The following is a 22,407-nucleotide window of genomic DNA, read 5'->3' as shown; positions in this document are numbered from 1 at the left end:
AAGCGGCCAATACGACAGCGCGCCACATTGTGTTGCCAGGCTTGCTCATGCTGATCAACTCGTCGCTGCGAACACAGGGTGTTCTGGGTGAAAAATTCATCCGGCCGCCTCTGACGCGTGGGCGACTTCGGCCAAGGTATCCGGCGTACAGCGCAGATCACCGATCATCAACACATCGCTTTCACTCGGTGCGTTGCTCGGGTCCAGACGGAACTGGCACAGCAACTGGTTCTGGTAGCGCACTTGCAGGGTGGGCGAGCTGGCACTCATTTCCATGGAGAAGAAGCCGTCCACTTCGCTGACGCCGCGGCTGGCATGGTTGATCACGTGATGGCCGCGCAAGGGTGCGCCGCGTTCATCCAGCAATCGGCCCAGCACGGTGACGGTTTTCATCACGCTGACCTTGCGATAGTCCACGCCGCCCTTGTTCAGGTGGTAGCTGGAACGTGCCGGCTGGATATTGGCCGCCGGTGGGTGGTTGCCTTCAAAGTCGAACGCCACGCTGCTGCTCTTGTAGGCCGAGACCGGCACATAGTTGCGCCCAGGCCTCAGCAGGGTGCTGCCGCCGCCCATGTCGTCGGCGCGCAGGGCGATCTCGTCGAGGTCGGTTTCCACGTCGATGATCATGCCGGCGCCGTTGCCTTGGTACTGGCTGCTCAGCAATACCTTGCCGGCCCCGGCAACCAGGGTGCTGTTGAGGTTCAAGCCGCCGCTGAGGTCGCCGTTGAAGGAACTGCGCTGCACAAAACCGTCACCGCTGACCGCGTCCGTACTGAAGCTGGCCATGCCCGACAGGCCGACGCCATAGGTGTCGGTGATCGCCGTGGCCGAGACGCTTTGCAGGAAGTGGTCGGTGAGGTCTTGGCGCAGAGTCACCGAGGCGTTGTTGTCGCGCCCGCCATCGCGGGCGGTGCGGGTGCCGATGCTGCCGGAGATCTGCCGGCCATCGCGGCCCAAGTTGACGCTGACGCTCACATCCACGCCCCGGTTGCGTCGATCGTTGGTGCCCGCGCTGCCGGGCCGGTCGAACACCGAGAAGCGCCAGTTGGCATCGCTGCCGAACAGGTTGTCGTGGCGGCTCCAGCCCAGGTCGATACCGGCGCCCTCGACATTGCCTTCGCTGTGGGACAGGCGCATGTTCAGGGTGTTTTTCGCATCGAGCCGGTGGTTGACCGACAGCGCCGTATTGCTGGCTTGGCCGACAAAGGTATTGCGGCGCAGGCGGGTGCCGTCGGGCAGGGTTTCGTAGGTGTCGCGGGTGTCGAGCCAACTGCGGTTGTGGCTGAACACCAGGTTGGTGGCGCCCAAGGTGTAGAGCGCTTGCAGGTCCATGCCGGTGCCGTGGTCCTGGGTTTGATACAGGTTGGTGTAGAGGCTGGTGTTGTTGGCCACCGTCCAGTCCACCGAACCGCCGTATTGCAGTTGTTCTCGCACTTGGCGCGCCGACAGGCCGAGGATCACCCGTGGGTGCAGCAGGTAGTTGATGGAGGCGCCGGCGGTCATCGCGCCTGAGGCTTGTTCGTCCCAGTTACTGAACAGCTTGGTCTCGCGCCCGGCAAACAGGTTGTAGCGCCACGGGTCTTCGGCGTTGCGCCAGTTGCTGGGTTTGTACACCAGTTCCTGGGTGGTGCTGGTGGTCAGGCCGTCTTCTACCAGGCGCACTTCCACTTCATAGATGCCGCCAGGCAATGGCCGGGTATCGAGGGTTTGCAGGCCGGCCGCCACGGCTTGGGTATTGATCAACAGGCCATTGCGGTAGATCTCCACCGCCGCCTGGCGGTTGGCGGTGACGTAGATCGGGTACACGCTGGGCTTGGCATTGTGGATGGCCAGGCTGTCGGAACTGCCATACATCAGGCCCAGCGCCGTATCGGGGCTGGCACCAAAGCTGCGCAGTTGACGGGTCAGGCCATCGGAATTGGGGGTGAAATGGCCCAGGCGGAAAAATTGCCCTTCCATTTCTCGTTGGGTGTACAGCTCATGGATCGCGTGGCGCACCTGTTCGTCATCGCCACTCTGTCGCGCCAGTTGCAGGTTGAACACCTGGCTCCAGTTGCCGACGCTGGAACTGGCCTGCAACCCGTAGCGCCCGCCCAGTTTGTTGTCCTGGCCACCGTTGAGGTTGAGCTGGTTGTTGACGATCAGCCCGAGGCTGCCGCCTTCCGGTTGCGCGTAGAAGCGCGGCGCATCGTCATTGAGCTCGACATTCTGGGTGATGATCGCCAACTGGGAGTTTTCCAGGTTGTAGAACGCCGAGAGCATTTTTTCCGGGCAGGACTGGGTACAGGTGCCCAGCGCCACGCCTTTCTCCAACAGCGCTTGCCAGGTGTCGCGGGTAGCGGCCGGCACTTTGCTGTCAGCGGTATCGGTGAATTCAAGCAAGGTGACGCGATCATCCCGGGTCAACACAATCAGTGCCTCGCCCAGCAACTGCTGGTCAAGGTCTATGCGCACGGCCAGCGGCACGTCGAAAAAGTGATCGGTAAAACCAGCCGGCAGGCCTTGGGCCTGGCTCAGCAGGCTGCCCGTCGTCAAAGCGCCCGAGGCAGCAGGTGCGGCCAGGGCACTCGTACACATCAACAGCGCAAGCGCAGCCGCGATAGGCGTCATCGGAAACATGAACGGAACACTCTGTATGCCAAAAGACTGAAGAGAAAATCAGGCCGGCGGACCGAGGAGGGAAAGTCAGCCGACCTGCAAGCAAATGCCCGTATTCAACGGGCATTCATTGGCATCAAGGCGTTGGCAATACCGCGTCGAATACCACCGGCATCACTGCGGTGTAGGAACCGCGTTGAGTCGCCGAAGGCTTGGCCGCGACGATGCGCATTTCAGCGCCCACGCCTGGGGTGGAGTCGGCTTCGTTGACCACTTCCTGCGGCGAGCCGGTCAGGGTCACGCCATTGAGGGTGGTGGTCAGCGCGATGTTCTGCGCAGCATCACCGTTGAACAGCACAGCCGGGCCGCCTTCGATGTAGGCGTGAACCGAACCGTTGGTGTTCTTGATGTCGTAGATGGCGCTCAGAGGAGCCAACTCACCGCTGACCAAGTTGTAGGACATGGTTTCGTCACGGCCCCAATTCGGGTCACGCGGCTGGGCGTGGAACACGGTGGTGGGGATGTTTGCCTTGAGGTTGACGGTGTGGCTGGCTTCACCGGCAGCGATAGCCGTTACCGAGGAAGACAGCGCCAGAACGGCCAGGGGGACAGCGACAGCAAACTTCTTGAACATGGTCAATACCTGTAGTTGACAACATTGAGTGGTTCATTGCCAAGGAACTCCCTGACAACGAATTAACAGGCGTGGTTAGTTGAACTACGCACTGCCAGACAATGATCAACCGAAACTAAAAGCAGGTATGCAGGCACATTCGAAAACGCACGTAGCCCTTGTAAACAGGGCTTGAGAGAAAAAGATGGCATTTAGCCAAAACTTTAAAAGTATCCGTAGGAAATAAGCTACACGCTAAAAATACGCTAAAGAAGTTGCTGTAAGAAGCGTACCACAAGACCAAGCAGCGCCTGGCAAATAACAAGACCAGATATAAAGTCGAGCGACAACTCTAATTAAAGTTATAGCTCTAAAATTCAATCAGGTCCAATAGTTGTTAGTTGCTTCGCGGACCAAGCCTGTGCAGCCGCCAACGACCGTTGGTCGCCAGGCACTATCATTCGCATTAAGATATATCTTACGTTATATCTCAACCTGCACAGAGGACCTGCCCATGAAACACGAACATCGCGGCGAGTTTGAAAAACGCGGCGGTCGCGGCCCCCGGGTGTTCGCCCCTGGCGATCTGAAGCTGCTGCTGTTGTCGCTGATCGCCGAGCAACCTTGCCATGGCTACGACCTGATCCGGCGCATCGAGAGCCTGTTCGACGGCGCCTACAGCCCCAGCCCTGGGGTGATCTACCCTACCCTGACCTTTCTTGAAGAAAGCGAGCTGATCAGCGGCGACGCCGATGGCGGAAAAAAACGCTACACAATCACCGACCCCGGTCGTCTCTTCTTAAGCGAGCAAGCCGTTGCCCTGGACGGTGTGCGCATGCGCCTGGAGGTGAGCAAACGCTCGTTGCGTGGCCACGACCGCCCACCAGAGATTCATGAGGCGGTGCACAACCTGCGCCACGCCTTGCATTCGCACAACGGGCACTGGAGCCCGGAAGAAATCATTCGTGTCGCGGCGCTGCTCAATCGCACCGCCCAAGCCATTGCCGACGGGACAGACCAATGAACACTCAAACCATTCATCGCGTAACCCACGAAATCAAACGCCGCCGCCTGCAAGTGCTGCGGGTGGTCGATATCACCCCACGCATGCGTCGCGTCACCCTGGGCGGCCCTGAGCTCGCGGGCTTTATCAGCCTGGGCAGCGACGACCACATCAAGCTGTTGTTCCCGCAGAACGCCCAAGAGCAAGCAGCGCTGGAAAGCCCGACCTTCAACATCAAGGGCGACGGCCCGCAACCGGCGATGCGCGATTACACGCCACGGCGTTACGACCTGAGCATTGGCGAGTTGGACATCGACTTTGTGCTGCACGGCGATGGCCCTGCCTCCACCTGGGCCGAGCAGGTTCAGGTCGGCCAACACCTGTATATCGGTGGGCCACGTGGCTCGATGATCGTGCCGGATATCTTTGACAGCTACCTGCTGATTGGCGATGAGACGGCGATCCCGGCCATCGCTCGGCGCCTGGAAGAGCTGCCCGCGGGGCGCAAGGTGCTGGCGGTGATTGAAATCGCCGATGCGGCGGAGCAACAGGTGCTCAGCAGCGCAGCCGACGTGGAAGTGATCTGGGTGCTGCGCGGCCAGGACGACCTGCTCGATGTGGTACGCAACCTGACACTGCCCAGCGGTACGCTGTACAGCTTCGTCGCCACCGAAACCAAGCTGTCGCGCCAGATACGGCGGGTGCTGCTGGACACGCACAAGGTCAATGAGGAGTACCTCAAGGCCGTGGGTTACTGGCGTGCAGAGGGCAGCGACGAAGAATAAATAAGGTGGGAGCTGGCTTGCCTGCGATACAGGCACCTCGGTGTATCAGTTACACCGAGGTGATGCTATCGCAGGCAAGCCAGCTCCCACAGGGTGACCACTTTAAATCGAGGGGGATTTGAGGCGCTTGTCCAGGCCAATGATAACCAGCGCGATGACGATAAACCCTGCCAAAATCCCTGCGGCATTCACGAACACCTGTGGATAACCAAGACTGTCCACATCCATGAACGGGTATTGATACTGCCCGAGCATATGCCCCCGCAGCAGCACATAACCGAAGTACACCAATGGGTAAATCACCCAGCCGGCAATGTGCTTGAGCCGCAAGCTGCCCTTGGGCACACACCGCCACCAATACACCACAAACAGCAACGGCATGACGTCGTGCAGCAACTCATCGGCGATAAATTGAAAGCCTTGCGGGCTCCACAAATGCCGCAGCAGCAGGTTGTAGGCCAGGCTCACCACCACGATGCTCGCCGCTATCGCGCTACTGATACGGGGCGCGAGGAAAAACCGCTTGGCGGCTGAGTCGCGCTTGACCAGCGCGTAGCTGAGCACCACGACCACCAGGGTATTGGTCAGCACGGTGAAGAAGCTGAAGAAACTGATCAAGCCGCCCAACAAGCTCGCGCCGCTGGCCCAGCGTGAATAGAGAATCAGGTATTGCTGGATCGCCAACCCCACCCAACCGGCCAAGGCTGCCGCCGCGACAAAGCGCTTCATGCTTTCAATCCAGGGGGCGCTTGGTACGCATCAGCTTGACGTACAAACCTTCGACTTTTTCCCGCGCCCAGGGGGTTTTGCGCAAGAAGGTCAGACTCGATTTGATACTCGGGTCGCTCTTGAAGCAGCGGATATCAATGCGCTCGGCCAAGCCGCTCCACTCGTAATGTTCCACCAGGGTGGTGAGCACGTGTTGCAGGGTCACACCGTGGAGCGGGTCGTTGCTTGTCGCGGTCATGCCGGGCCTTTTGCAAAAAGAGGAAACACAGCCGCGCACCTTAGCCGACGAGGCGTGCAGGTGGAAGCATCGCATTGAATATAGCCCGTGAAGAAAAGTTCCCCTTTTTCAAAAAAAAGAGATGTTATATTGTAACTTAAATTATCTGTCATTTTGCCTAGGAATATCCGATGTCGCTGCCTTCTCTCTGGCGTTTGTCGCCCCTCGCCGCCGCCCTGTTGATCGGCTCCCAGGCCCATGCCCTGGAACTGCCACCCCAAGTGGTCACCGGCAACCCGCTGGGCAGCGAACAGCTGGCTTCACCCACCACCGTGCTGGAAGGCGATGACCTGACCCTGCAACAAAAAGGCAGCCTCGGTGAAACCCTGAACAAGCAGCCGGGCGTGTCGTCTTCGTACTTTGGCCCGGGGGCCAGCCGCCCGATCATTCGTGGCCAGGATGGCGACCGCATTCGCATCCTGCGCAACGGCGTGGGGGCGCTGGATGCCTCGTCGCTGTCCTACGACCACGCGGTGCCGCTGGACCCGATCAACGTTGACCGCATTGAAATCGTACGGGGCCCGGCCGCCCTGCTGTACGGCGGCAGTGCCATCGGTGGGGTGGTCAATACCTTCGACAACCGCATCCCCACCGAAGCCATTGAAGGCATCCACGGTGCGGGCGAGTTGCGCTACGGCGGCGCCGACACCACCCGTAGCAGCGCAGGCAAGCTGGAAGCCGGCAACGGCACCTTCGCCTTGCACCTGGACGCCAATGCTCGCGAGTTCAACGACCTGAAAATTCCAGGCTATGCGCGCAGCCGGCATGCGCCGCAGAGCGAGAACGGCCCCGGCAAAAACGGGCGCCTGGGCAACAGCAATGGGCGCCAGGACGGCGGTGCGGTGGGCGGTTCCTACACCTGGGACGATGGTTATGCCGGGCTGTCCTATAGCAATTACGACAGTAACTACGGCTCGCCCGCCGAGCAGGATGTACGCATCCGCATGAAACAGGACCACTACGCCTTTGCGTCCGAGATCCGCAACCTGCAAGGGCCGTTTACCTCGGTGAAACTCGACGCCGGTTACACCGACTACGAGCACCGCGAAATCGAAGGCGGCGAAACCGGCACCACCTTCAAGAACAAAGGCTATGAAGCGCGGGTGGAAGCTCGTCACCAGCCGATTGGCCCGTTCGATGGGGTGGTCGGGGCCCAAGTGACGCGCAACGAGTTCTCGGCAATGGGCGAAGAAGCCTTCGTGCCACAGAGCGACACCAACGCCGGCGCGCTGTTTATTCTCGAAGAAATGCAAGCCACCGAGCGCCTCAAACTCAGCCTCGGCGCACGCCTGGAACACACCAGCGTCGACCCGAACGCCAAAGGCAACGAGCGTTTTGCCAATGCCGACAAGAGCAGTAATTTCACCGCCGGCAGCCTCTCATCGGGCGCGGTGTACACCCTCACGCCGATCTGGTCCCTGGCCGCCACCCTGGGCTACACCGAACGTGCGCCGACCTTCTACGAGCTGTACGCCAACGGCGCCCACGTCGCCACCGGTACCTACGAGTTGGGCGATGCCAACCTGAAGAAGGAAAAGGCCGTGTCCAGCGACCTGGCCCTGCGCTTTGACAACGGCACCCACAAGGGCAGCTTTGGCGTGTTCTACAGCCGCTTCTCCAATTACATCGGTTTGTTGGGCACGGGTCGCACCTTGAACGATGAAGGCGAAGAGGACGCGGGAGGTATTCCCGAGTACGGATATTCTGGCGTGCGCGCACGTTTCGCTGGCTTCGAAGCCCAGGATCACTGGAAGCTCGGCGAAGGCGCCTACGGCAAGTTTGCACTGGAACTGTCGGGCGATTACACCCGCGCCACCAACCTGGACACCGGCGAAGCCTTGCCACGCATTGCGCCCCTGCGCATGAGCAGCGGCCTGCTGTGGGAACTGGACCGCTGGCAGGCGCGTATCGACGTGGAACATGCCGCTGGCCAAGGCCGTGTGCCAGATAACGAAAGCGGCACCGACGGCTACACCACCCTTGGCGCCAGCGCGGGGTATCGCTTCAATGTAGGCGGCAGCCAGTGGCTGGCCTTCGTCAACGGTGAAAACCTGACCAACCAGACCGTGCGCTATGCCAGCTCGATCCTGCGCGACATCGCACCGGCACCGGGGCGCAGTGTGCAGTTCGGCGTTCGCACTACCTTCTAACCGTCACCTCAACCCCCTGTAGGAGCGAGCTTGCTCGCGAAAAACGTCAACGATAACGCGTACTTCCTGGATAAACGCGGCGCCTGGGTGTTTTTCGCGAGCAAGCTCGCTCCTACAGGGGGGCGTGCCCAACCCCTATTTTTGCAGCGACTATCTGTCACTGTTACCAAAACTGAAATGATGCATCTTGCGATTCACCCTTTCTCAAAACGCCCCGCCGCATTATCCTTCGCAACAATCTGAAACGCTTCACCTCCGGGTCGATCCCATTTGCCGAATTTCCCTGCACGCAAAGACAGCGCTGTCTTAAACCGACCTGCGCCGGGGAAGTTGTTGCCCGCCTGTGGATAACCCGGTTATCCACAGAAAACCCGAAAATAACGATGAACCAAGCCCGTGCTGAATCGTCATCTACAGTGAAGCACGGGGTTACATAATTATTCCAACGTCACGGAGAAACACACTATGAGCACTGATGGTGCTTCAAGCCCAAGCCGCCTGTTGCCCAGGCTGCTAGGCGTCTTGCTGCTGATCATGGGGCTGGCCTTGCTGGCTGGCGGCGTCAAGCTGAGCATGCTCGGCGGGTCGCTGTACTACCTGCTCGCCGGTATCGGCATCACCCTGACCGGCGTGTTGCTGCTGGCCACGCGCCGCGCTGCGCTGGGCTTGTACGCCCTGGTGTTGTTCGCCAGCACCGTGTGGGCACTGTGGGAAGTCGGCCTGGACTGGTGGCAGTTGGTGCCGCGCCTGGCCCTGTTGTTCGCCTTGGGCATCGTCATGCTGCTGCCGTGGTTTCGCCGTCCGTTGCTGCGTGGCCAAGCCGCACCGCTGGGCACTGGCGCCCTGAGCGTGGCCGTGGTGCTGGCGGGCGCTACCGCCCTGGCCAGCCAATTCACCAACCCAGGTGAAATGGTCAAGACCGGCCAACTGGACCGCGATGCGGTACCGGGCATGGCCAGTGCTGCGCCGACTCAAGCCGATGGCGACTGGAATTCCTATGGCCGTTCGGCCTTCGGTGACCGTTACTCGCCACTGGCACAGATCACCCCGGAAAACGCCCACAAGCTGGTGCCGGCGTGGACCTATCGCACTGGCGACATCCCTGGCCCAGGCGACCCCGGTGAAACCACCGCGGAAAACACCCCGCTGAAAGTCAACGGCATGCTCTACGTGTGCACACCGCACAGCCAAGTGATTGCCCTGGACCCGGACACCGGCAAGGAAATCTGGCGTTTCGACCCGAAGATCACCACCCAGGGTGCTGAAAGCTTCAAGGGTTGGGCGCACATGACCTGCCGTGGCGTGTCGTACCACGATGACGCCGCCTACGCTTCCGAGCAAAGCCCGACTGGCAGCGCCAGCCCGGCCGCCGCACCGAATGCCTGCCCGAAACGCATCTTCGTGCCGACCGCCGACACCCGTCTGATCGCCCTGAACGCCGACACCGGCAAGATGTGCGAAGACTTCGGTGACAAAGGCCAGGTCGACCTGCGGGCCAACATCGGCAGCTTCGCCCCAGGCGGTTACTACTCCACCTCGCCACCGGCCGTGACCAAGAACCTGGTCGTGATCGGCGGTCACGTGACCGACAACGTTTCCATCGATGAGCCAAGCGGCGTGATCCGCGCGTTCGACGTGCACACCGGCAAGCTGGTGTGGAACTGGGACAGCGGCAACCCGGACGACACCACCCCGTTGGCCGAGGGCAAGACCTACACCCGCAACTCGCCGAACATGTGGTCCATGTTCGCCGTGGATGAAAAACTCGGCATGCTCTACCTGCCGATGGGCAACCAGATGCCCGACCAGTACGGCGGCGACCGTACCGATGATTCCGAGAAATACGCCGCTGGCCTGACCGCTCTGGACATCGACACCGGCCACGTGAAGTGGACCTTCCAGTTCACCCACCATGACCTGTGGGACATGGACGTGGGCGGCCAGCCTTCGCTGATCGACATCAAGACCGCTGCGGGCGTGAAGCAGGCCGTGATGGCGTCGACCAAGCAAGGCAGCATCTACGTGCTCGACCGCGCCACTGGCCAGCCAGTGGTGCCGGTCAATGAAATCCCGGTGCCACAGGGCGCAGTCGCGGGCGACCGCACCTCCCCTACCCAACCCAAGTCCGACCTGAACTTCATGCCGCCGCCGTTGAAAGAACGCGACATGTGGGGCGTGACACCGTTCGACCAGATGCTGTGCCGGATCGACTTCAAATCCATGCGCTACGACGGCCCGTTCACGCCGCCGTCCCTGCAAGGTTCGATCGTGTACCCAGGCAACTTCGGCGTGTTCGACTGGGGCGGCATCTCGGTTGACCCAGTGCGCCAGATCGCCTTCGTGAACCCAAGCTACATGGCGTTCAAATCCAAGCTGATCCCGGCTGCCGACATCGCCAAGCAAGGCCCACGCGTCAGCGAAACCGAAGGCGTGCAGCCGAACAAAGGCGCGCCGTACGGTGTGATCCTTGAAGCGCTGCTGTCGCCGATGGGCCTGCCATGCCAGGCACCGGCCTGGGGCTACGTGGCGGCGGTCGACCTGACCAACCACCAGACCATCTGGATGCACAAGAACGGCACCGTGCGTGACAGCTCGCCGGTTCCAATCCCGCTGACCATGGGCGTGCCTAGCCTGGGCGGTACGTTCACCACCGCCGGTGGCGTTGCCTTCCTCAGCGGCACCCTGGACCAGTACCTGCGTGCCTATGACGTGAAAAACGGTAAGCAACTGTGGGAAGGCCGCCTGCCTGCAGGCGCGCAAACCACCCCGATGACCTACACCGGCAAGGACGGCAAGCAATACGTGCTGGTCATGGCGGGCGGTCACGGTTCCCTGGGCACCAAGCAGGGTGATTATGTAATGGCGTTCAAACTGCCGGATTAAGTAGCACTGGCGGTAAAACAAAGGCGGCTGCCCGGATGGGCAGCCGCTTTTTTTTGCCTGCCAAAAATGCCCCGGCGGTTTCCCCTCAGCCCTTTAAAACTAATTTAGTGCGCACGCCCTGCGTAATACAAAAAGGCGTACGGATAACACTTTAAAGGGAGCTTCACTGCATGACGGACCATGTCGCTACAAAACCGATTCTTTCCACCCCCACAAAAATCCTGGAACTTGAACACCTCACTACTGCCAGTTTGAAAAAACTCATCAGTGGCGAAGTGCTCGCCATTCGGGTACCTGAATTTGCCAACGCGAACACCAGCGCACGGTTGATTCAGGCCATCGACGACACCGCCACCCTGGAACACTACGGCCATGAAACCTACGAAGAGGGGCGCGTGGTTCAGCACTTTTATGGTGTGCATCGCTGGGGCACCCCGTTCAATTCCACGTACGGCAAAGCCGCCGGCAGTGATGCCCAAGAGAAATACTATGCAGACGCGGCCCGTATGCGCGGCCTTATCAACAGCCTCTGTGCGCCGCAAAAGCCGCCCATTCAACAGCTGATGGAACAGTTCCAGGCGCTCTGGCCGCAAGGTGCAGCAGCCGCTGCGTTCCAGGGCCAACCGATGTTTTGCGGGATCATCCGCGTCATGTTCCCGGAGACGGCGCACCTCTCGGAAACGGTGCCCCATGTGGATTGCCTGCCTCGCTCAATCGCGGAGTTGCAGCATCAATTCAGTGCCAATATCTATCTTCAAACGCCGCCTTCGGGAGGCGAGTTGATCATCTGGGATACCCAAGCCTTCACCTATGACCAGGTCCAGCGCTTCGAGGGTGCCCAACTGCCCGAACAGTGTTTACAAAAACCGCTGCGCATCCGCCCACGCCAGAACGAACTGGTGCTCATCAATACCCGCCGCCCCCACGCCATCTGCGGGTTCGACTCGGGAAAACGCGTCAGCATGCAGTCGTTTATCGGTTATACCCCCGGTGAGCCGTTTTACTTCTGGTGCTAATACTTTTATTGCTCGTACACATGGACGTTTATCTATGACCCCCGAAGAATTCCGCCAACATGGCTATGCCATGATCGACCTGATTGCAGACTACCGACAAAACATCGAACAACGCGGCGTGCAGCCCACCACCCAACCTGGCGAGATCAAAGCCGCGCTGCCGGCCAGCCCGCCTGAAACCGCCGAACCTTTCGAACAGATCATGGGCGACGTCGAAAAACTGATCATGCCCGGCTTGCTGCATTGGCAGCATCCCAGTTTCTTCGGGTTCTTCCCTTCCAATGTGGAACTGTCCTCAGTGCTGGGCGATTGCCTGAGCACCGGCCTGGGTGTGATTGGGTTGTCTTGGCAATCCAGCCCGGCGCTCACCGAAATCGAGGAAGTCACCACCGACTGGCTGCGCGACATGCTCGGCCTGGGCAGCACATGGAGCGGTGTGATCCAGGACTCGGCGTCCACCTCCACGCTGGTGGCGCTTATCAGCGCCCGGGAACGCAGCTCCGATTACGCGCTGATGCACAACGGCCTGCAAAACAACGGCGCGCCCCTGATCGTCTACACCTCAGCCCACGCCCACAGTTCGGTCAACAAGGCGGCGATCCTGGCCGGGTTCGGCCAGAACCATATCCGCACCATCGCTACCGACGCACACAATGCAATGTCGCCCCAGGCACTGGCGCACGCCATCGAACAGGACCTGGCCGCCGGCAACACGCCCTGCGTGGTGATTGCCACCACCGGCACCACGGCCGCCATGGCGATCGACCCTCTGGACGCGATTGGCGACCTCACCCAACGCCACGGCCTGTGGCTGCACGTGGACTCGGCCATGGCTGGCGCGGCAATGATCCTGCCGGAATGCCGGGCCCTGTGGCATGGCATCGAAAAGGCGGACTCGCTGGTGCTCAACCCGCACAAATGGCTGGGCGCGGCCTTCGATTGCTCGGTGTACTTCGTGCGCGACCCCGAGCATTTGATTCGGATCATGACCACCAACCCGAGCTACCTGCAGTCCAGCGCAGACGGCCAAGTGCGAAACTACCGTGACTGGCGGATCTCCCTGGGCAGCCGCTTTCGTGCCTTGAAGTTGTGGTTTTTGATACGCGAGCAAGGCGTCAGCGGCCTGCAAGCGCGGCTGCGGCGAGACCTGGCCAATGCGCGCTGGCTGGCAGAGCAGATCGACGCCACTGAGCACTGGGCACTGGTGGCCACGCCCGCCTTGCAAACCCTGTGCATTCGCCATGAACCGCCGGGGTTGGAAGGCCAGGCGCTGGATACTCACACCCGAGCCTGGGCAGAAAAACTCAACCAGTCAGGCGATGCCTACGTCACCCCCGCGATCCTCGATGAGCGCTGGATGGTGCGGGTGTCTATCGGTGCACTGGGCACCGAACGCCAGCATGTCGAACGGTTGTGGGCGCGATTGCAAACCCTGGTCGCTGAAACACCTCCCTCGCCACAGTTAACTGTCTAAGTAGGCACCCGTTCACGCCGCATCCACCGCTCGAACGCCATGGCATTGAGCGGGCGGCTGATCAGGTAGCCCTGGGCCGTGTCGCAGTTCCAGCGTTTGAGCAGGGTGAGGCTGTGTTCGAACTCCACGCCCTCGGCCACCACCTTGAGTCCCAGGCTATGGCTCATCTCGATGGTGGAACGCACGATCACGCCGTCGCCGCTGGTGCTGTCGAGGTTGCGCACAAAGGACTGGTCGATCTTCAGCTCTTGCACCGGCAGGCGCTGCAACTGTGCGAGGGAGGAATAACCGGTGCCGAAGTCATCCACCGACAGGCTGATCCCGCAGTTGCGCAGCTGCTCCAGCACGCTGAGGGCCTGCTGCGGGTTGTGCATGATGGCGCTCTCGGTGATTTCAAAAATCAAATGCTCGGCGCCCACGTGGTATTGGGCCAATAGCGCGGTAACGCGAATGGCCAAGTCGTCATCCGCCAAGTCGTTCACCGAGATATTCACCGACAGCTGGATCACCAGGCCACGCTGCGCCCATTCGGCAATCTGGCGGATGGCTTCCTCGATCACCCACAGCGTCAGCGCGCCCATGCTGCCGGTGCGTTCGGCCAGGGGGATGAACTCACAGGGGGACACTTGCCCCAGCGTCGGGTGTTGCCAGCGCAGCAAGGCTTCGGCCTGGCTCACGTGCCCGTGTTGAAGGTCGAGCTTGGGCTGGTAGCACAGGAACAACTCGCCTTCGATCACCGCGCGGCGCAGGTCGCGAATCAGGGTGATCTGGCGTTGGTGGGCGAGATCGCGGTCCGGTTGGTAGATCTGCAAATGTCCCGGCAGGTTGGCCGCGTCATGCCGGGCGATGGCTGCGCGGTTGATCAACTCCTCCACCAGTTGCCCATCAGCAGGGTAGGCGGCAATGCCAATGCTCACCTCATGATGCACTTCGTCATTGCCGATGCGCAGGGGCTCGGTCAGCGCGCCATGCAATTGATCGGCGCGGGCCACGGCGCAGTCGATCTCGGTGTTTTCCAGCAACAACAGAAACTCACTGCCGGCGATGCGTGCCGCGGTGTCGCTGGCCAACAGGCTGCTGGACAAGCAGCGGCTGGCCTCGCACAACATGTGCTCGACACCTTCGGGGCCAAACCCTTCGTTGATGACCCGGTAGTTTTCAATGCCTACGTACAGCAATACCACCGGCCGCCTCGCGCTGATCGCACTGCCCAGGCGCTCCATGGCCAGGGCGCGGTTGGGCAGGCCGGTGAGCGGGTCATGCAAGGCATTGTGGGCCAGTTGCCGCTCACGCAGGGCAATGCCGCTTTGCATGGCATTGAACGCACGCGCCAGCAGGCCGAACTCGTCGTGGCTACGCACCCGCACCGGGGTGCGGTAGTCACCGGCCCCGATCCGTTCAGCGGCTTGCACCAGCGCATTGAGCGGGCGTGACACACGCCGCGCCAGGAATAACGCCACCGCCAGGGACACCAGCAGCACCGCCAGGGCAATCCCCATGAACTGCCGGTCCAGCGGCGCGAAGGACTCCAGCGCATGGTCCAGCGGGCTTTGCAGCAACACGCGCACTTCATCGCCTTCGCCGCTGTTGGCCAAGGGCAATACCTGGCTGAGCACACGCTGACCATGGAACAGCTGGATCTTCGCCTCAGGATCGACCTGCGTGCCATGCAAGAGGCTGATGATGCTCGGGCGCCAATTGCCTGGGTGGGTGGTGAACAGTTGCCCCAGATGGCCGTCCTGCACGCTGAGGAACGACACCTCCAGGTTGCTCATGGAACGTAGCTCGTGGGCAAATTGCGTGTCCATGGGGAAACCCATGACCACGCGGGCGATGGGCACAGGCCCGAGCACATCCTTTTGCACCAGCAGATAGGGGCGCCCGGCCATGGCGACGATCAGCATTTGCTGGCCGCTGCGCCGCGCCTTGCGCAAGGCATCGGCATAGGGGAACAACTGGCCGCGCGTCTGCACCAGCAGGGTACTGACCATGACTTTGTCATCCAGGCCCAGCACCACCACTTCGCTGGAACTGAGCCCAGTGCCATGGGTGCCCAGGGCCTCCAGGATCGGCACCGTGCGGCCACCGGCCACCGCCTGCTTGAACGGCCCATCGGCGGTGAGCCAGTCCAACCCGTACTGCAAGCGCCGCCCGCGCAGGTCCAGCAGGCGCTCGAACACCTGCCGCCCCGTGTTCAGTTGCACGTCGGCCTGGTTCTCCACCGCGCGAGTGGTGGCGGCCTTGACGGCAAAATAGGTGGCGGCCACGACCACCAGCAACAACAGCGCCAACACCCCGGCAATACGGGTCTGAAACGTATGGCGCCAGTGCATGGCCGCGCCCTCGGGCCGTGCTCGTCGCTCTGTGCCGTGCTTTCCTGGTGTCATACGCGTCCCTGCCGACTGCTAACCGGCGTCAAAAAAATATCCTTTTTTATGAGGAATTTTATTAAAGCAGGTTAGCTGGGACTGGGGATAAGTAAACCCAATAAAAGCTGGGTCTAGCCGTCACATTATTGACGATCAGTTCGAAAAGCGGAGGGGTAAAGTACGTTGACCGCAACCCTCCCGTTATTTCATGCAAATTGTTGCTAACGACGCCGCCCCATTGAAACCACCGCAACCCCGCCCCATCTAACCTGCATACTTACTGATGCAGGTGCCCCATGAGCGACCAGCAAGAATTTCCAGATTACGACCTCAACGATTACGCTGACCCCGAAAACGCTGAAACCCCCTCGTCCAATACTGGCCTGGCCCTGCCTGGGCAAAACCTGCCAGACAAGGTCTACATCATCCCGATTCACAATCGGCCGTTTTTCCCGGCCCAAGTGTTGCCGGTGATCGTCAATGAAGAGCCCTGGGCCGAAACCCTGGAGTTGGTGAGCAAATCCGACCACCATTCCCTTGCGCTGTTTTTCATGGACACGCCGCCCGAAGACCCACGGCACTTCGACACCTCCGCCCTGCCGCTGTACGGCACCCTGGTGAAGGTGCACCACGCCAGCCGTGAGAACGGCAAGCTGCAGTTCGTGGCCCAGGGCCTGACCCGCGTGCGCATCAAGACCTGGCTCAAGCACCACCGCCCACCGTACCTGGTGGAGGTCGAATACCCGCACCAGCCCAGCGAGCCGACCGATGAGGTCAAGGCCTACGGCATGGCGCTGATCAATGCGATCAAGGAACTGCTGCCCCTCAACCCGCTGTACAGCGAAGAGTTGAAGAACTACCTCAACCGCTTCAGCCCCAACGACCCGTCGCCGCTCACCGACTTCGCCGCCGCCCTCACCTCGGCGACCGGTAATGAGCTGCAGGAAGTGCTGGACTGCGTGCCCATGCTCAAGCGCATGGAAAAAGTGCTGCCGATGCTGCGCAAAGAGGTGGAAGTGGCGCGACTGCAAAAAGAACTCTCCGCCGAGGTAAACCGCAAGATCGGCGAGCACCAGCGTGAGTTCTTCCTCAAGGAACAACTCAAGGTCATCCAGCAGGAGCTGGGCCTGACCAAGGACGACCGCAGCGCCGACGTCGAACAGTTCGAACAGCGCCTGCAAGGCAAGGTGCTGCCGGCCCAGGCGAAAAAACGCATTGATGAAGAACTGAACAAACTGTCGATCCTGGAAACCGGTTCGCCGGAGTACGCCGTCACGCGCAACTACCTGGACTGGGCCACCTCGGTGCCGTGGGGCGTGTATGGCGCAGACAAACTCGACCTCAAGCACGCGCGCAAGGTGCTGGACAAGCACCATGCGGGCCTGGATGACATCAAGAGCCGCATCCTCGAATTCCTCGCCGTGGGCGCCTACAAAGGCGAAGTCGCCGGTTCCATCGTATTGCTGGTAGGCCCGCCGGGTGTGGGCAAGACCAGTGTGGGCAAGTCCATCGCCGAATCCCTGGGGCGGCCGTTCTATCGCTTCAGTGTCGGCGGCATGCGCGACGAGGCCGAGATCAAGGGCCACCGCCGCACCTACATCGGCGCCCTGCCCGGCAAGCTGGTGCAGGCGCTGAAAGACGTGGAAGTGATGAACCCGGTGATCATGCTCGACGAGATCGACAAGATGGGCCAGAGCTTCCAGGGCGACCCGGCGTCGGCGCTGCTGGAAACCCTGGACCCGGAGCAGAACGTCGAATTCCTCGACCATTACCTGGACCTGCGCCTGGACCTGTCCAAAGTGCTGTTCGTGTGCACCGCCAACACCCTGGACTCGATCCCGGGCCCGTTGCTGGACCGCATGGAAGTGATTCGCCTGTCGGGCTATATCACCGAAGAAAAAGTCGCCATCGCCAAGCGCCACCTGTGGCCCAAGCAGTTGGAAAAAGCCGGCGTGGCCAAAAACAGCCTGACCATCAGCGACGGCGCCTTGCGCGCCTTGATCGACGGTTATGCGCGAGAGGCCGGCGTGCGTCAGTTGGAGAAGCAACTGGGCAAGCTGGTGCGCAAGGCGGTGGTCAAGCTGCTGGATGAGCCGGACTCGGTGATCAAGATCGGCAACAAAGACCTGGAAAGCTCCCTGGGCATGCCCGTGTTCCGTAATGAACAAGTGCTGTCCGGCACCGGCGTGATTACCGGCCTGGCCTGGACCAGCATGGGCGGCGCCACCTTGCCGATTGAAGCGACGCGCATCCACACGCTCAACCGCGGCTTCAAGCTCACCGGGCAGTTGGGTGAAGTAATGAAAGAGTCCGCCGAAATCGCCTACAGCTACATCAGTTCCAACCTGAAGTCGTTTGGCGGCGATGCGAAGTTCTTCGACGAAGCGTTCGTACACTTGCACGTACCGGAAGGCGCCACGCCCAAAGACGGCCCGAGTGCCGGCGTGACCATGGCCAGTGCGTTGCTGTCCCTGGCCCGCAACCAACCGCCGAAAAAAGGCGTGGCGATGACCGGCGAGCTGACCTTGACCGGGCATGTACTGCCGATTGGCGGGGTGCGCGAGAAGGTGATTGCAGCGCGGCGCCAGAAGATTCACGAGTTGATCCTGCCGGAGCCCAACCGTGGCAGCTTTGAGGAATTGCCGGATTATCTGAAAGAAGGCATGACGGTGCACTTTGCCAAGCGGTTTGCGGATGTGGCGAAGGTGTTGTTCTGATCTTTCCCTAAATAAAACCTTCTAAATAAGCTGGCACTAATGAAAATCGAGTATTAACGACTGTTAACTCTAACAGTTGTTAATACCCGACATTTCCCAATACTGGACAAGGTCTGAAAGATCACTGTCCGGCAAAAGGGGAAAATGATGACTAACAGTTCACGTGTCGATCAGGTTGTAATCGGTAACTTCACAGCCACGGTCGGTAATGTGCAGATGAAAGTCGCCAACGCGTCGATGGCATACCACGCGCACACCGTTCAACTTAGCGCTCTTCAAGAGTACGGCTCGCCAGACGCCCCCAAATACAGCTCCTTCCATGTGGTGATCAATAGTCAAACCCCGCCGGGAAAGTATTCGTTTCCTGAAAACAATGGCTTGAGCCGTTTAAATTACGCAGAGCTTTCCCCCCTCCCCGTTTTCTCAGCAGAAATCACTGAAGGCACCTACGAAATCATCACGAATAAAAGTGGTGATTACACCCTCTCCTTTGACGTGGTGCTGGGGGCGCTGAACAAGTTGCAGGCAACAGGCAAATTCGAATTCTCTGCGCGATAAATGATAACTGCTCTGGCAGAGCCCCAACCGTGGGAGCTTTGGGGCCTTGCCGGAGTATTTGAAGGAAGGGCGGACGGTGCACTTTGCCAAGCGGTTTGCGGATGTGGCGAAGGTGCTCTTCTGATACAGCTCTAGTGCCTGTACGGGCCCTATCGCGGGCAAGCCCGGCTCCCACAGGGATCGGTGTTGTTTATCACAACGCGATCAAATGTGGGAGCGGGCTTGCCCGCGATGGCGCCAGCCGCCACACCGCACGCCCTCTTGTAACACCTTGTCTCATCTTCGGTTATGCTCCCCCTTCGTCGTGTATTAACGGAGCCTTCATGACCGCTGCCCGCCTGTTTCTCCCCTTGAGCCTTGCCCTGCTGGCCGGATGCGCCAGTGCCCCCAAGCAAAACGTCAGCGTGGACAACCAGAGCGCCTGCCCGCTCCAGCTTAAAAACGGGCAAAACCTGATCCTCACCCTGCCCAGCAACCCCACCACCGGTTACCGCTGGGCCATCCAGGACTCCGCCGGCGGCGTGTTGCGCGCCTTGAGCCCCGAGGTCTACAGCAGCACTGAATCCGGCGTGATCGGCGGTGGCGGCCAGTCCACCTGGCGCTTCCAGGCGTTTGCCCACGGGCAAGGGCGTTTGCGCCTGACATCCCAGCAACCCTGGGAGCCAGAGGCTGAACCTGTCGAAACCTTTGACTGCGCCATTACGGTGAACTGATATGCCCTGGCTGATCCTTGCCTTGATGGGCGCCGGCACCTTTGTCTACGGCCTGGCGACCCATGCAACGCTGCTGTGCCTGCTGGTCAAGCCACTGCCGGTGCTGGCGCTGCTGGGTTGGCTGCATGACGCGCCGCCCACCGAGTATCGACGCTGGATCAGCCTGGGGTTGATTTTTTCCCTGGTGGGCGACGTGTTGCTCGCCTGGCCAGGCGACCTGTTTATCTTTGGCCTGGGCGCGTTTCTGTTCGCGCATCTGGCCTATCTCAAAGCCTATTTCAGTGACTGTCGGCGCTTGGCGCTGCTGCCGCTGGTGCTGGCCCTCGGCGTTGGCGCAATCTTGCTGAGCATCCTGATCTCCCACGGCCTCGGTGAATTGCTGATACCTGTAGTGGTTTACGCGCTGGTGATCAGCGCCATGCTCTGGCGGGCGTTGGCGCGACTGGGCAGCGAGGTGCCCAAACGTTCGGCGTGGCTGGCGGCGGCGGGTGCGGTGTCGTTTGTGGTTTCCGACACGCTGATCGGCATCAACCGGTTTGTGCTGGCGTTCGAGGCGGCGCCGTATTTACTGATCGCCACGTACTGGCTCGGGCAGTGGGGCATCACCGCCTCGGCTTTCCATCAGACAACCCGCGCATCCGAGGACCAACTTGGCTAAAATGCCGGCCTTTCCCCCATCGTCGCCGGAACAGCCGTGAGCAAAGAACCCGATCGCCTATTCGCCCAGCCCCTGTCCCAGGTGCCGGACTTCGCCTTTAACGAGGATGTGGTGCGGGTGTTCCCGGACATGATCAAGCGCTCGGTGCCGGGTTACCCCACAATCGTCGAAAACCTCGGCGTGCTGGCCGCGCAATTTGCCCAGCCCCACAGCGTGCTGTATGACTTGGGCTCGTCCCTGGGCGCCGTGACCCAAGCCCTGCGTCGCCATGTACGCACCGAGGGTTGCCGCGTGATCGCTGTGGATAACTCGGCTGCGATGGTCGAGCGCTGCCGCGAATACCTCAATGGCCAGGACTCGATGTTTCAGGAGTTGCTGCCCGTGGAGGTGATCGAGGGCGATATCCTCGCCCTGCCATTCAAGCCCGCCTCGGTGGTGGCGCTGAACTTCACCCTGCAATTTATCGCCCCCCAGGAGCGCCTGGCGTTGCTGGGGCGCATTCGCCAGGCGCTGCTGCCGGGCGGGGCGTTGATCCTCTCGGAAAAGCTGCGCTTTAACGATGTTGAAGAACACGCACTGCTGACCGACCTGCATATCGCCTTCAAGCGCGCCAACGGCTACAGCGAACTGGAAATCGCCCAGAAGCGCAGCGCCATCGAAAACGTCATGAAGCCCGACAGCCTCGAAGAACACCGCGAACGCCTGCTGGCGGCCGGGTTCTCGAAAGTCGTGCCGTGGTTCCAGTGTCTTAACTTTGCCTCGTTGATTGCCTTGCCATGATTGATTTGTCCCCCCTCGCCCGCCACTTGGTCGGCACCCCCCTGGCCGTCTGGGCCCAGGGCCTGCAAGCGCAGCTCGATAGCAAGATGGAAAAGGGTCATGGCGACCTGGAGCGCTGGCAGAGCGCCTTGGATGCACTGCCGAAGATCCAGCCCAGTGAAGTCGACCTGTTGAACGGCCTGGTGCTGGACACTGATTGCGACGCCGCCACCCGTGAGCAAATGCACACCGCCTTGATGGGCCTGAGCCCCTGGCGCAAAGGCCCGTTCCATCTGTTCGGCGTGCATGTGGACACCGAGTGGCGTTCGGACTGGAAGTGGTCGCGGGTCGCGCCGCACCTAAACCTCAAAGGCAAGCGCATCCTCGATGTGGGCTGCGGCAACGGCTACTACATGTGGCGCATGCTCGGCGCCGGGGCCGACAGCGTGATTGGCGTAGACCCCAACTGGCTGTTCTTCTGCCAGTTCCAGGCGGTGCAGCGTTACCTGTCCGAGCCCAAGGCCTGGCACCTGCCGTTCCCGTTCGAAGACTTGCCGGCGAACCTGGAAGGCTTTGACACGGTGTTTTCCATGGGCGTGTTCTATCACCGCCGCTCGCCCATCGAGCATTTGCTGGCGTTGAAGGACACCTTGGTCAAGGGCGGCGAGTTGGTGTTGGAAACACTGGTAGTGGAAGGCGATCAGCAGCAAGTGCTGGTGCCGGAAGACCGTTACGCCCAGATGCGCAACGTGTGGTTCCTGCCGTCGGTGCCGGCGTTGATGCTATGGCTGCGCCGCGCCGGTTTCAGTGATGTGCGTTGTGTGGATGTGAGCGTGACCACGGTTGAGGAACAGCGTGGGACGCAGTGGATGAAATATCAGTCTCTGAGCGACTTCCTGGATCCTGAAGATCACAGCAAGACCATTGAAGGGCTGCCGGCGCCGATGCGGGCGGTGATCATCGCGCGCAAATGACACCACCCTTTTCCTGAAAAAATGGAGATCAACTGTGGGAGCTGGCTTGCCTGCGATAGCGGTGGGTCAGTCAATATTGGGCTGACTGACAGATAGCTATCGCAGGCAAGCCAGCTCCCACATTGATACTT

17 protein-coding genes and 1 pseudogene are annotated in these 22,407 nt (G+C 60.8%); 13 read left to right on the top strand and 5 right to left on the bottom strand.

The window, feature by feature from the left end; genetic code table 11:
- Positions 1-96 precede the first annotated feature (96 nt).
- On the bottom strand, positions 97-2,619 hold the full coding sequence (locus tag HU731_RS21520; protein WP_186608572.1) for a CS1-pili formation C-terminal domain-containing protein: 2,523 nt from the start codon (positions 2,617-2,619) through the stop codon (positions 97-99).
- Positions 2,620-2,734: 115 nt separating this feature from the next.
- Positions 2,735-3,232, bottom strand: a complete 498-nt coding sequence (locus HU731_RS21515) for a CS1 type fimbrial major subunit (protein ID WP_186608571.1) — start codon at positions 3,230-3,232, stop codon at positions 2,735-2,737.
- A gap of 493 nt (positions 3,233-3,725) precedes the next feature.
- On the opposite strand from HU731_RS21515, the gene HU731_RS21510 reads away from it, so the two are divergent.
- Both HU731_RS21510 and HU731_RS21505 read left to right on the top strand, forming a co-directional pair.
- Positions 3,726-4,235 (top strand): PadR family transcriptional regulator, encoded by a 510-nt coding sequence (locus tag HU731_RS21510; RefSeq protein ID WP_186608570.1) that lies wholly within the window; start codon positions 3,726-3,728, stop codon positions 4,233-4,235.
- Complete coding sequence (locus tag HU731_RS21505; protein WP_186608569.1) at positions 4,232-4,999, top strand: siderophore-interacting protein; 768 nt, start codon at positions 4,232-4,234, stop codon at positions 4,997-4,999. Before HU731_RS21510 ends, HU731_RS21505 begins: the two co-directional genes overlap by 4 nt.
- Positions 5,000-5,101: 102 nt before the next feature.
- Here the strand turns inward: HU731_RS21505 and HU731_RS21500 are convergent, their stop codons facing one another.
- Positions 5,102-5,728, bottom strand: a complete 627-nt coding sequence (locus HU731_RS21500; RefSeq protein ID WP_186608568.1) for a Pr6Pr family membrane protein — start codon at positions 5,726-5,728, stop codon at positions 5,102-5,104.
- 4 nt (positions 5,729-5,732) lie between these two features.
- Entirely contained in the window at positions 5,733-5,966 is a 234-nt protein-coding gene (locus HU731_RS21495; RefSeq protein WP_003188882.1) for a VF530 family protein, read from the bottom strand.
- 170 nt (positions 5,967-6,136) lie between these two features.
- Here HU731_RS21495 and HU731_RS21490 point away from each other — a divergent pair, with 170 nt between their 5' ends.
- From HU731_RS21490 to HU731_RS21475, 4 genes are all read left to right on the top strand, one after another.
- Entirely contained in the window at positions 6,137-8,155 is a 2,019-nt protein-coding gene (locus HU731_RS21490) for a TonB-dependent receptor (protein WP_186608567.1), read from the top strand.
- Positions 8,156-8,620: 465 nt separating this feature from the next.
- On the top strand, positions 8,621-11,038 hold the full coding sequence (locus HU731_RS21485) for a glucose/quinate/shikimate family membrane-bound PQQ-dependent dehydrogenase (protein WP_186608566.1): 2,418 nt from the start codon (positions 8,621-8,623) through the stop codon (positions 11,036-11,038).
- A 170-nt stretch (positions 11,039-11,208) separates the two neighbouring features.
- Complete coding sequence (locus tag HU731_RS21480) at positions 11,209-12,054, top strand: 2OG-Fe(II) oxygenase (protein WP_186608565.1); 846 nt, start codon at positions 11,209-11,211, stop codon at positions 12,052-12,054.
- 34 nt (positions 12,055-12,088) lie between these two features.
- Entirely contained in the window at positions 12,089-13,528 is a 1,440-nt protein-coding gene (locus HU731_RS21475; protein WP_186608564.1) for a pyridoxal phosphate-dependent decarboxylase family protein, read from the top strand.
- Here the strand turns inward: HU731_RS21475 and HU731_RS21470 are convergent.
- Entirely contained in the window at positions 13,525-15,861 is a 2,337-nt protein-coding gene (locus HU731_RS21470; RefSeq protein WP_186608563.1) for a putative bifunctional diguanylate cyclase/phosphodiesterase, read from the bottom strand. The two genes, HU731_RS21475 and HU731_RS21470, sit on opposite strands and share 4 nt — an antisense overlap.
- A 332-nt stretch (positions 15,862-16,193) precedes the next feature.
- Between HU731_RS21470 and lon the strand changes: the two genes are divergently transcribed.
- The 7 genes and pseudogenes from lon (at position 16,194) to cmoB (ending at position 22,276) form a co-directional block, all read left to right on the top strand.
- Positions 16,194-18,614, top strand: a complete 2,421-nt coding sequence (gene lon, locus HU731_RS21465) for an endopeptidase La (protein ID WP_186608562.1) — start codon at positions 16,194-16,196, stop codon at positions 18,612-18,614.
- A gap of 147 nt (positions 18,615-18,761) precedes the next feature.
- Positions 18,762-19,172: a hypothetical protein gene (locus HU731_RS21460; RefSeq protein WP_186608561.1), complete on the top strand. Its 411-nt coding sequence runs from the start codon at positions 18,762-18,764 to the stop codon at positions 19,170-19,172.
- A gap of 7 nt (positions 19,173-19,179) precedes the next feature.
- A pseudogene (locus HU731_RS29000) lies at positions 19,180-19,296 on the top strand (hypothetical protein); the annotation flags it as partial.
- A gap of 199 nt (positions 19,297-19,495) precedes the next feature.
- The gene (locus tag HU731_RS21455) at positions 19,496-19,885 is read left to right on the top strand and encodes a protease inhibitor I42 family protein (protein ID WP_186608560.1); all 390 of its coding nucleotides are present in this window, start codon (positions 19,496-19,498) and stop codon (positions 19,883-19,885) included.
- Position 19,886: 1 nt separating this feature from the next.
- The gene (locus HU731_RS21450) at positions 19,887-20,543 is read left to right on the top strand and encodes a lysoplasmalogenase (protein WP_186608559.1); all 657 of its coding nucleotides are present in this window, start codon (positions 19,887-19,889) and stop codon (positions 20,541-20,543) included.
- A 36-nt stretch (positions 20,544-20,579) separates the two neighbouring features.
- The gene (cmoA, locus tag HU731_RS21445; RefSeq protein WP_186608558.1) at positions 20,580-21,323 is read left to right on the top strand and encodes a carboxy-S-adenosyl-L-methionine synthase CmoA; all 744 of its coding nucleotides are present in this window, start codon (positions 20,580-20,582) and stop codon (positions 21,321-21,323) included.
- Positions 21,320-22,276 carry a tRNA 5-methoxyuridine(34)/uridine 5-oxyacetic acid(34) synthase CmoB gene (cmoB, locus tag HU731_RS21440; RefSeq protein ID WP_153474979.1) on the top strand — a complete coding sequence of 319 codons (957 nt, stop codon included), beginning with the start codon at positions 21,320-21,322 and terminating at the stop codon, positions 22,274-22,276. The genes cmoA and cmoB overlap by 4 nt, the downstream gene beginning before the upstream one ends.
- The last annotated feature ends 131 nt before the right edge of the window (positions 22,277-22,407 follow it).

The sequence above is a fragment of the Pseudomonas salmasensis genome (assembly GCF_014268375.2).
GTDB lineage: Bacteria > Pseudomonadota > Gammaproteobacteria > Pseudomonadales > Pseudomonadaceae > Aquipseudomonas > Aquipseudomonas salmasensis.
The sequence above is the reverse complement of the archived record's forward strand: the minus strand, read 5'-3'. Positions and strand labels throughout refer to the sequence as shown.

Excerpts from the sequence above, each read along its gene's own strand:
- HU731_RS21505 (WP_186608569.1), top strand. The coding sequence starts at position 4,232 with ATGAACACTCAAACCATTCATCGCGTAACCCACGAAATCAAACGCCGC.
- HU731_RS21495 (WP_003188882.1), bottom strand. The coding sequence starts at position 5,966 with ATGACCGCGACAAGCAACGACCCGCTCCACGGTGTGACCCTGCAACAC.
- HU731_RS21460 (WP_186608561.1), top strand. The coding sequence starts at position 18,762 with ATGACTAACAGTTCACGTGTCGATCAGGTTGTAATCGGTAACTTCACA.
- HU731_RS21455 (WP_186608560.1), top strand. The coding sequence starts at position 19,496 with ATGACCGCTGCCCGCCTGTTTCTCCCCTTGAGCCTTGCCCTGCTGGCC.
- HU731_RS21520 (WP_186608572.1), bottom strand. The coding sequence starts at position 2,619 with ATGTTTCCGATGACGCCTATCGCGGCTGCGCTTGCGCTGTTGATGTGT.
- HU731_RS21515 (WP_186608571.1), bottom strand. The coding sequence starts at position 3,232 with ATGTTCAAGAAGTTTGCTGTCGCTGTCCCCCTGGCCGTTCTGGCGCTG.
- HU731_RS21475 (WP_186608564.1), top strand. The coding sequence starts at position 12,089 with ATGACCCCCGAAGAATTCCGCCAACATGGCTATGCCATGATCGACCTG.
- lon (WP_186608562.1), top strand. The coding sequence starts at position 16,194 with ATGAGCGACCAGCAAGAATTTCCAGATTACGACCTCAACGATTACGCT.
- HU731_RS21490 (WP_186608567.1), top strand. The coding sequence starts at position 6,137 with ATGTCGCTGCCTTCTCTCTGGCGTTTGTCGCCCCTCGCCGCCGCCCTG.
- HU731_RS21500 (WP_186608568.1), bottom strand. The coding sequence starts at position 5,728 with ATGAAGCGCTTTGTCGCGGCGGCAGCCTTGGCCGGTTGGGTGGGGTTG.
- cmoB (WP_153474979.1), top strand. The coding sequence starts at position 21,320 with ATGATTGATTTGTCCCCCCTCGCCCGCCACTTGGTCGGCACCCCCCTG.
- HU731_RS21470 (WP_186608563.1), bottom strand. The coding sequence starts at position 15,861 with ATGCACTGGCGCCATACGTTTCAGACCCGTATTGCCGGGGTGTTGGCG.
- HU731_RS21510 (WP_186608570.1), top strand. The coding sequence starts at position 3,726 with ATGAAACACGAACATCGCGGCGAGTTTGAAAAACGCGGCGGTCGCGGC.
- HU731_RS21485 (WP_186608566.1), top strand. The coding sequence starts at position 8,621 with ATGAGCACTGATGGTGCTTCAAGCCCAAGCCGCCTGTTGCCCAGGCTG.
- HU731_RS21480 (WP_186608565.1), top strand. The coding sequence starts at position 11,209 with ATGACGGACCATGTCGCTACAAAACCGATTCTTTCCACCCCCACAAAA.
- HU731_RS21450 (WP_186608559.1), top strand. The coding sequence starts at position 19,887 with ATGCCCTGGCTGATCCTTGCCTTGATGGGCGCCGGCACCTTTGTCTAC.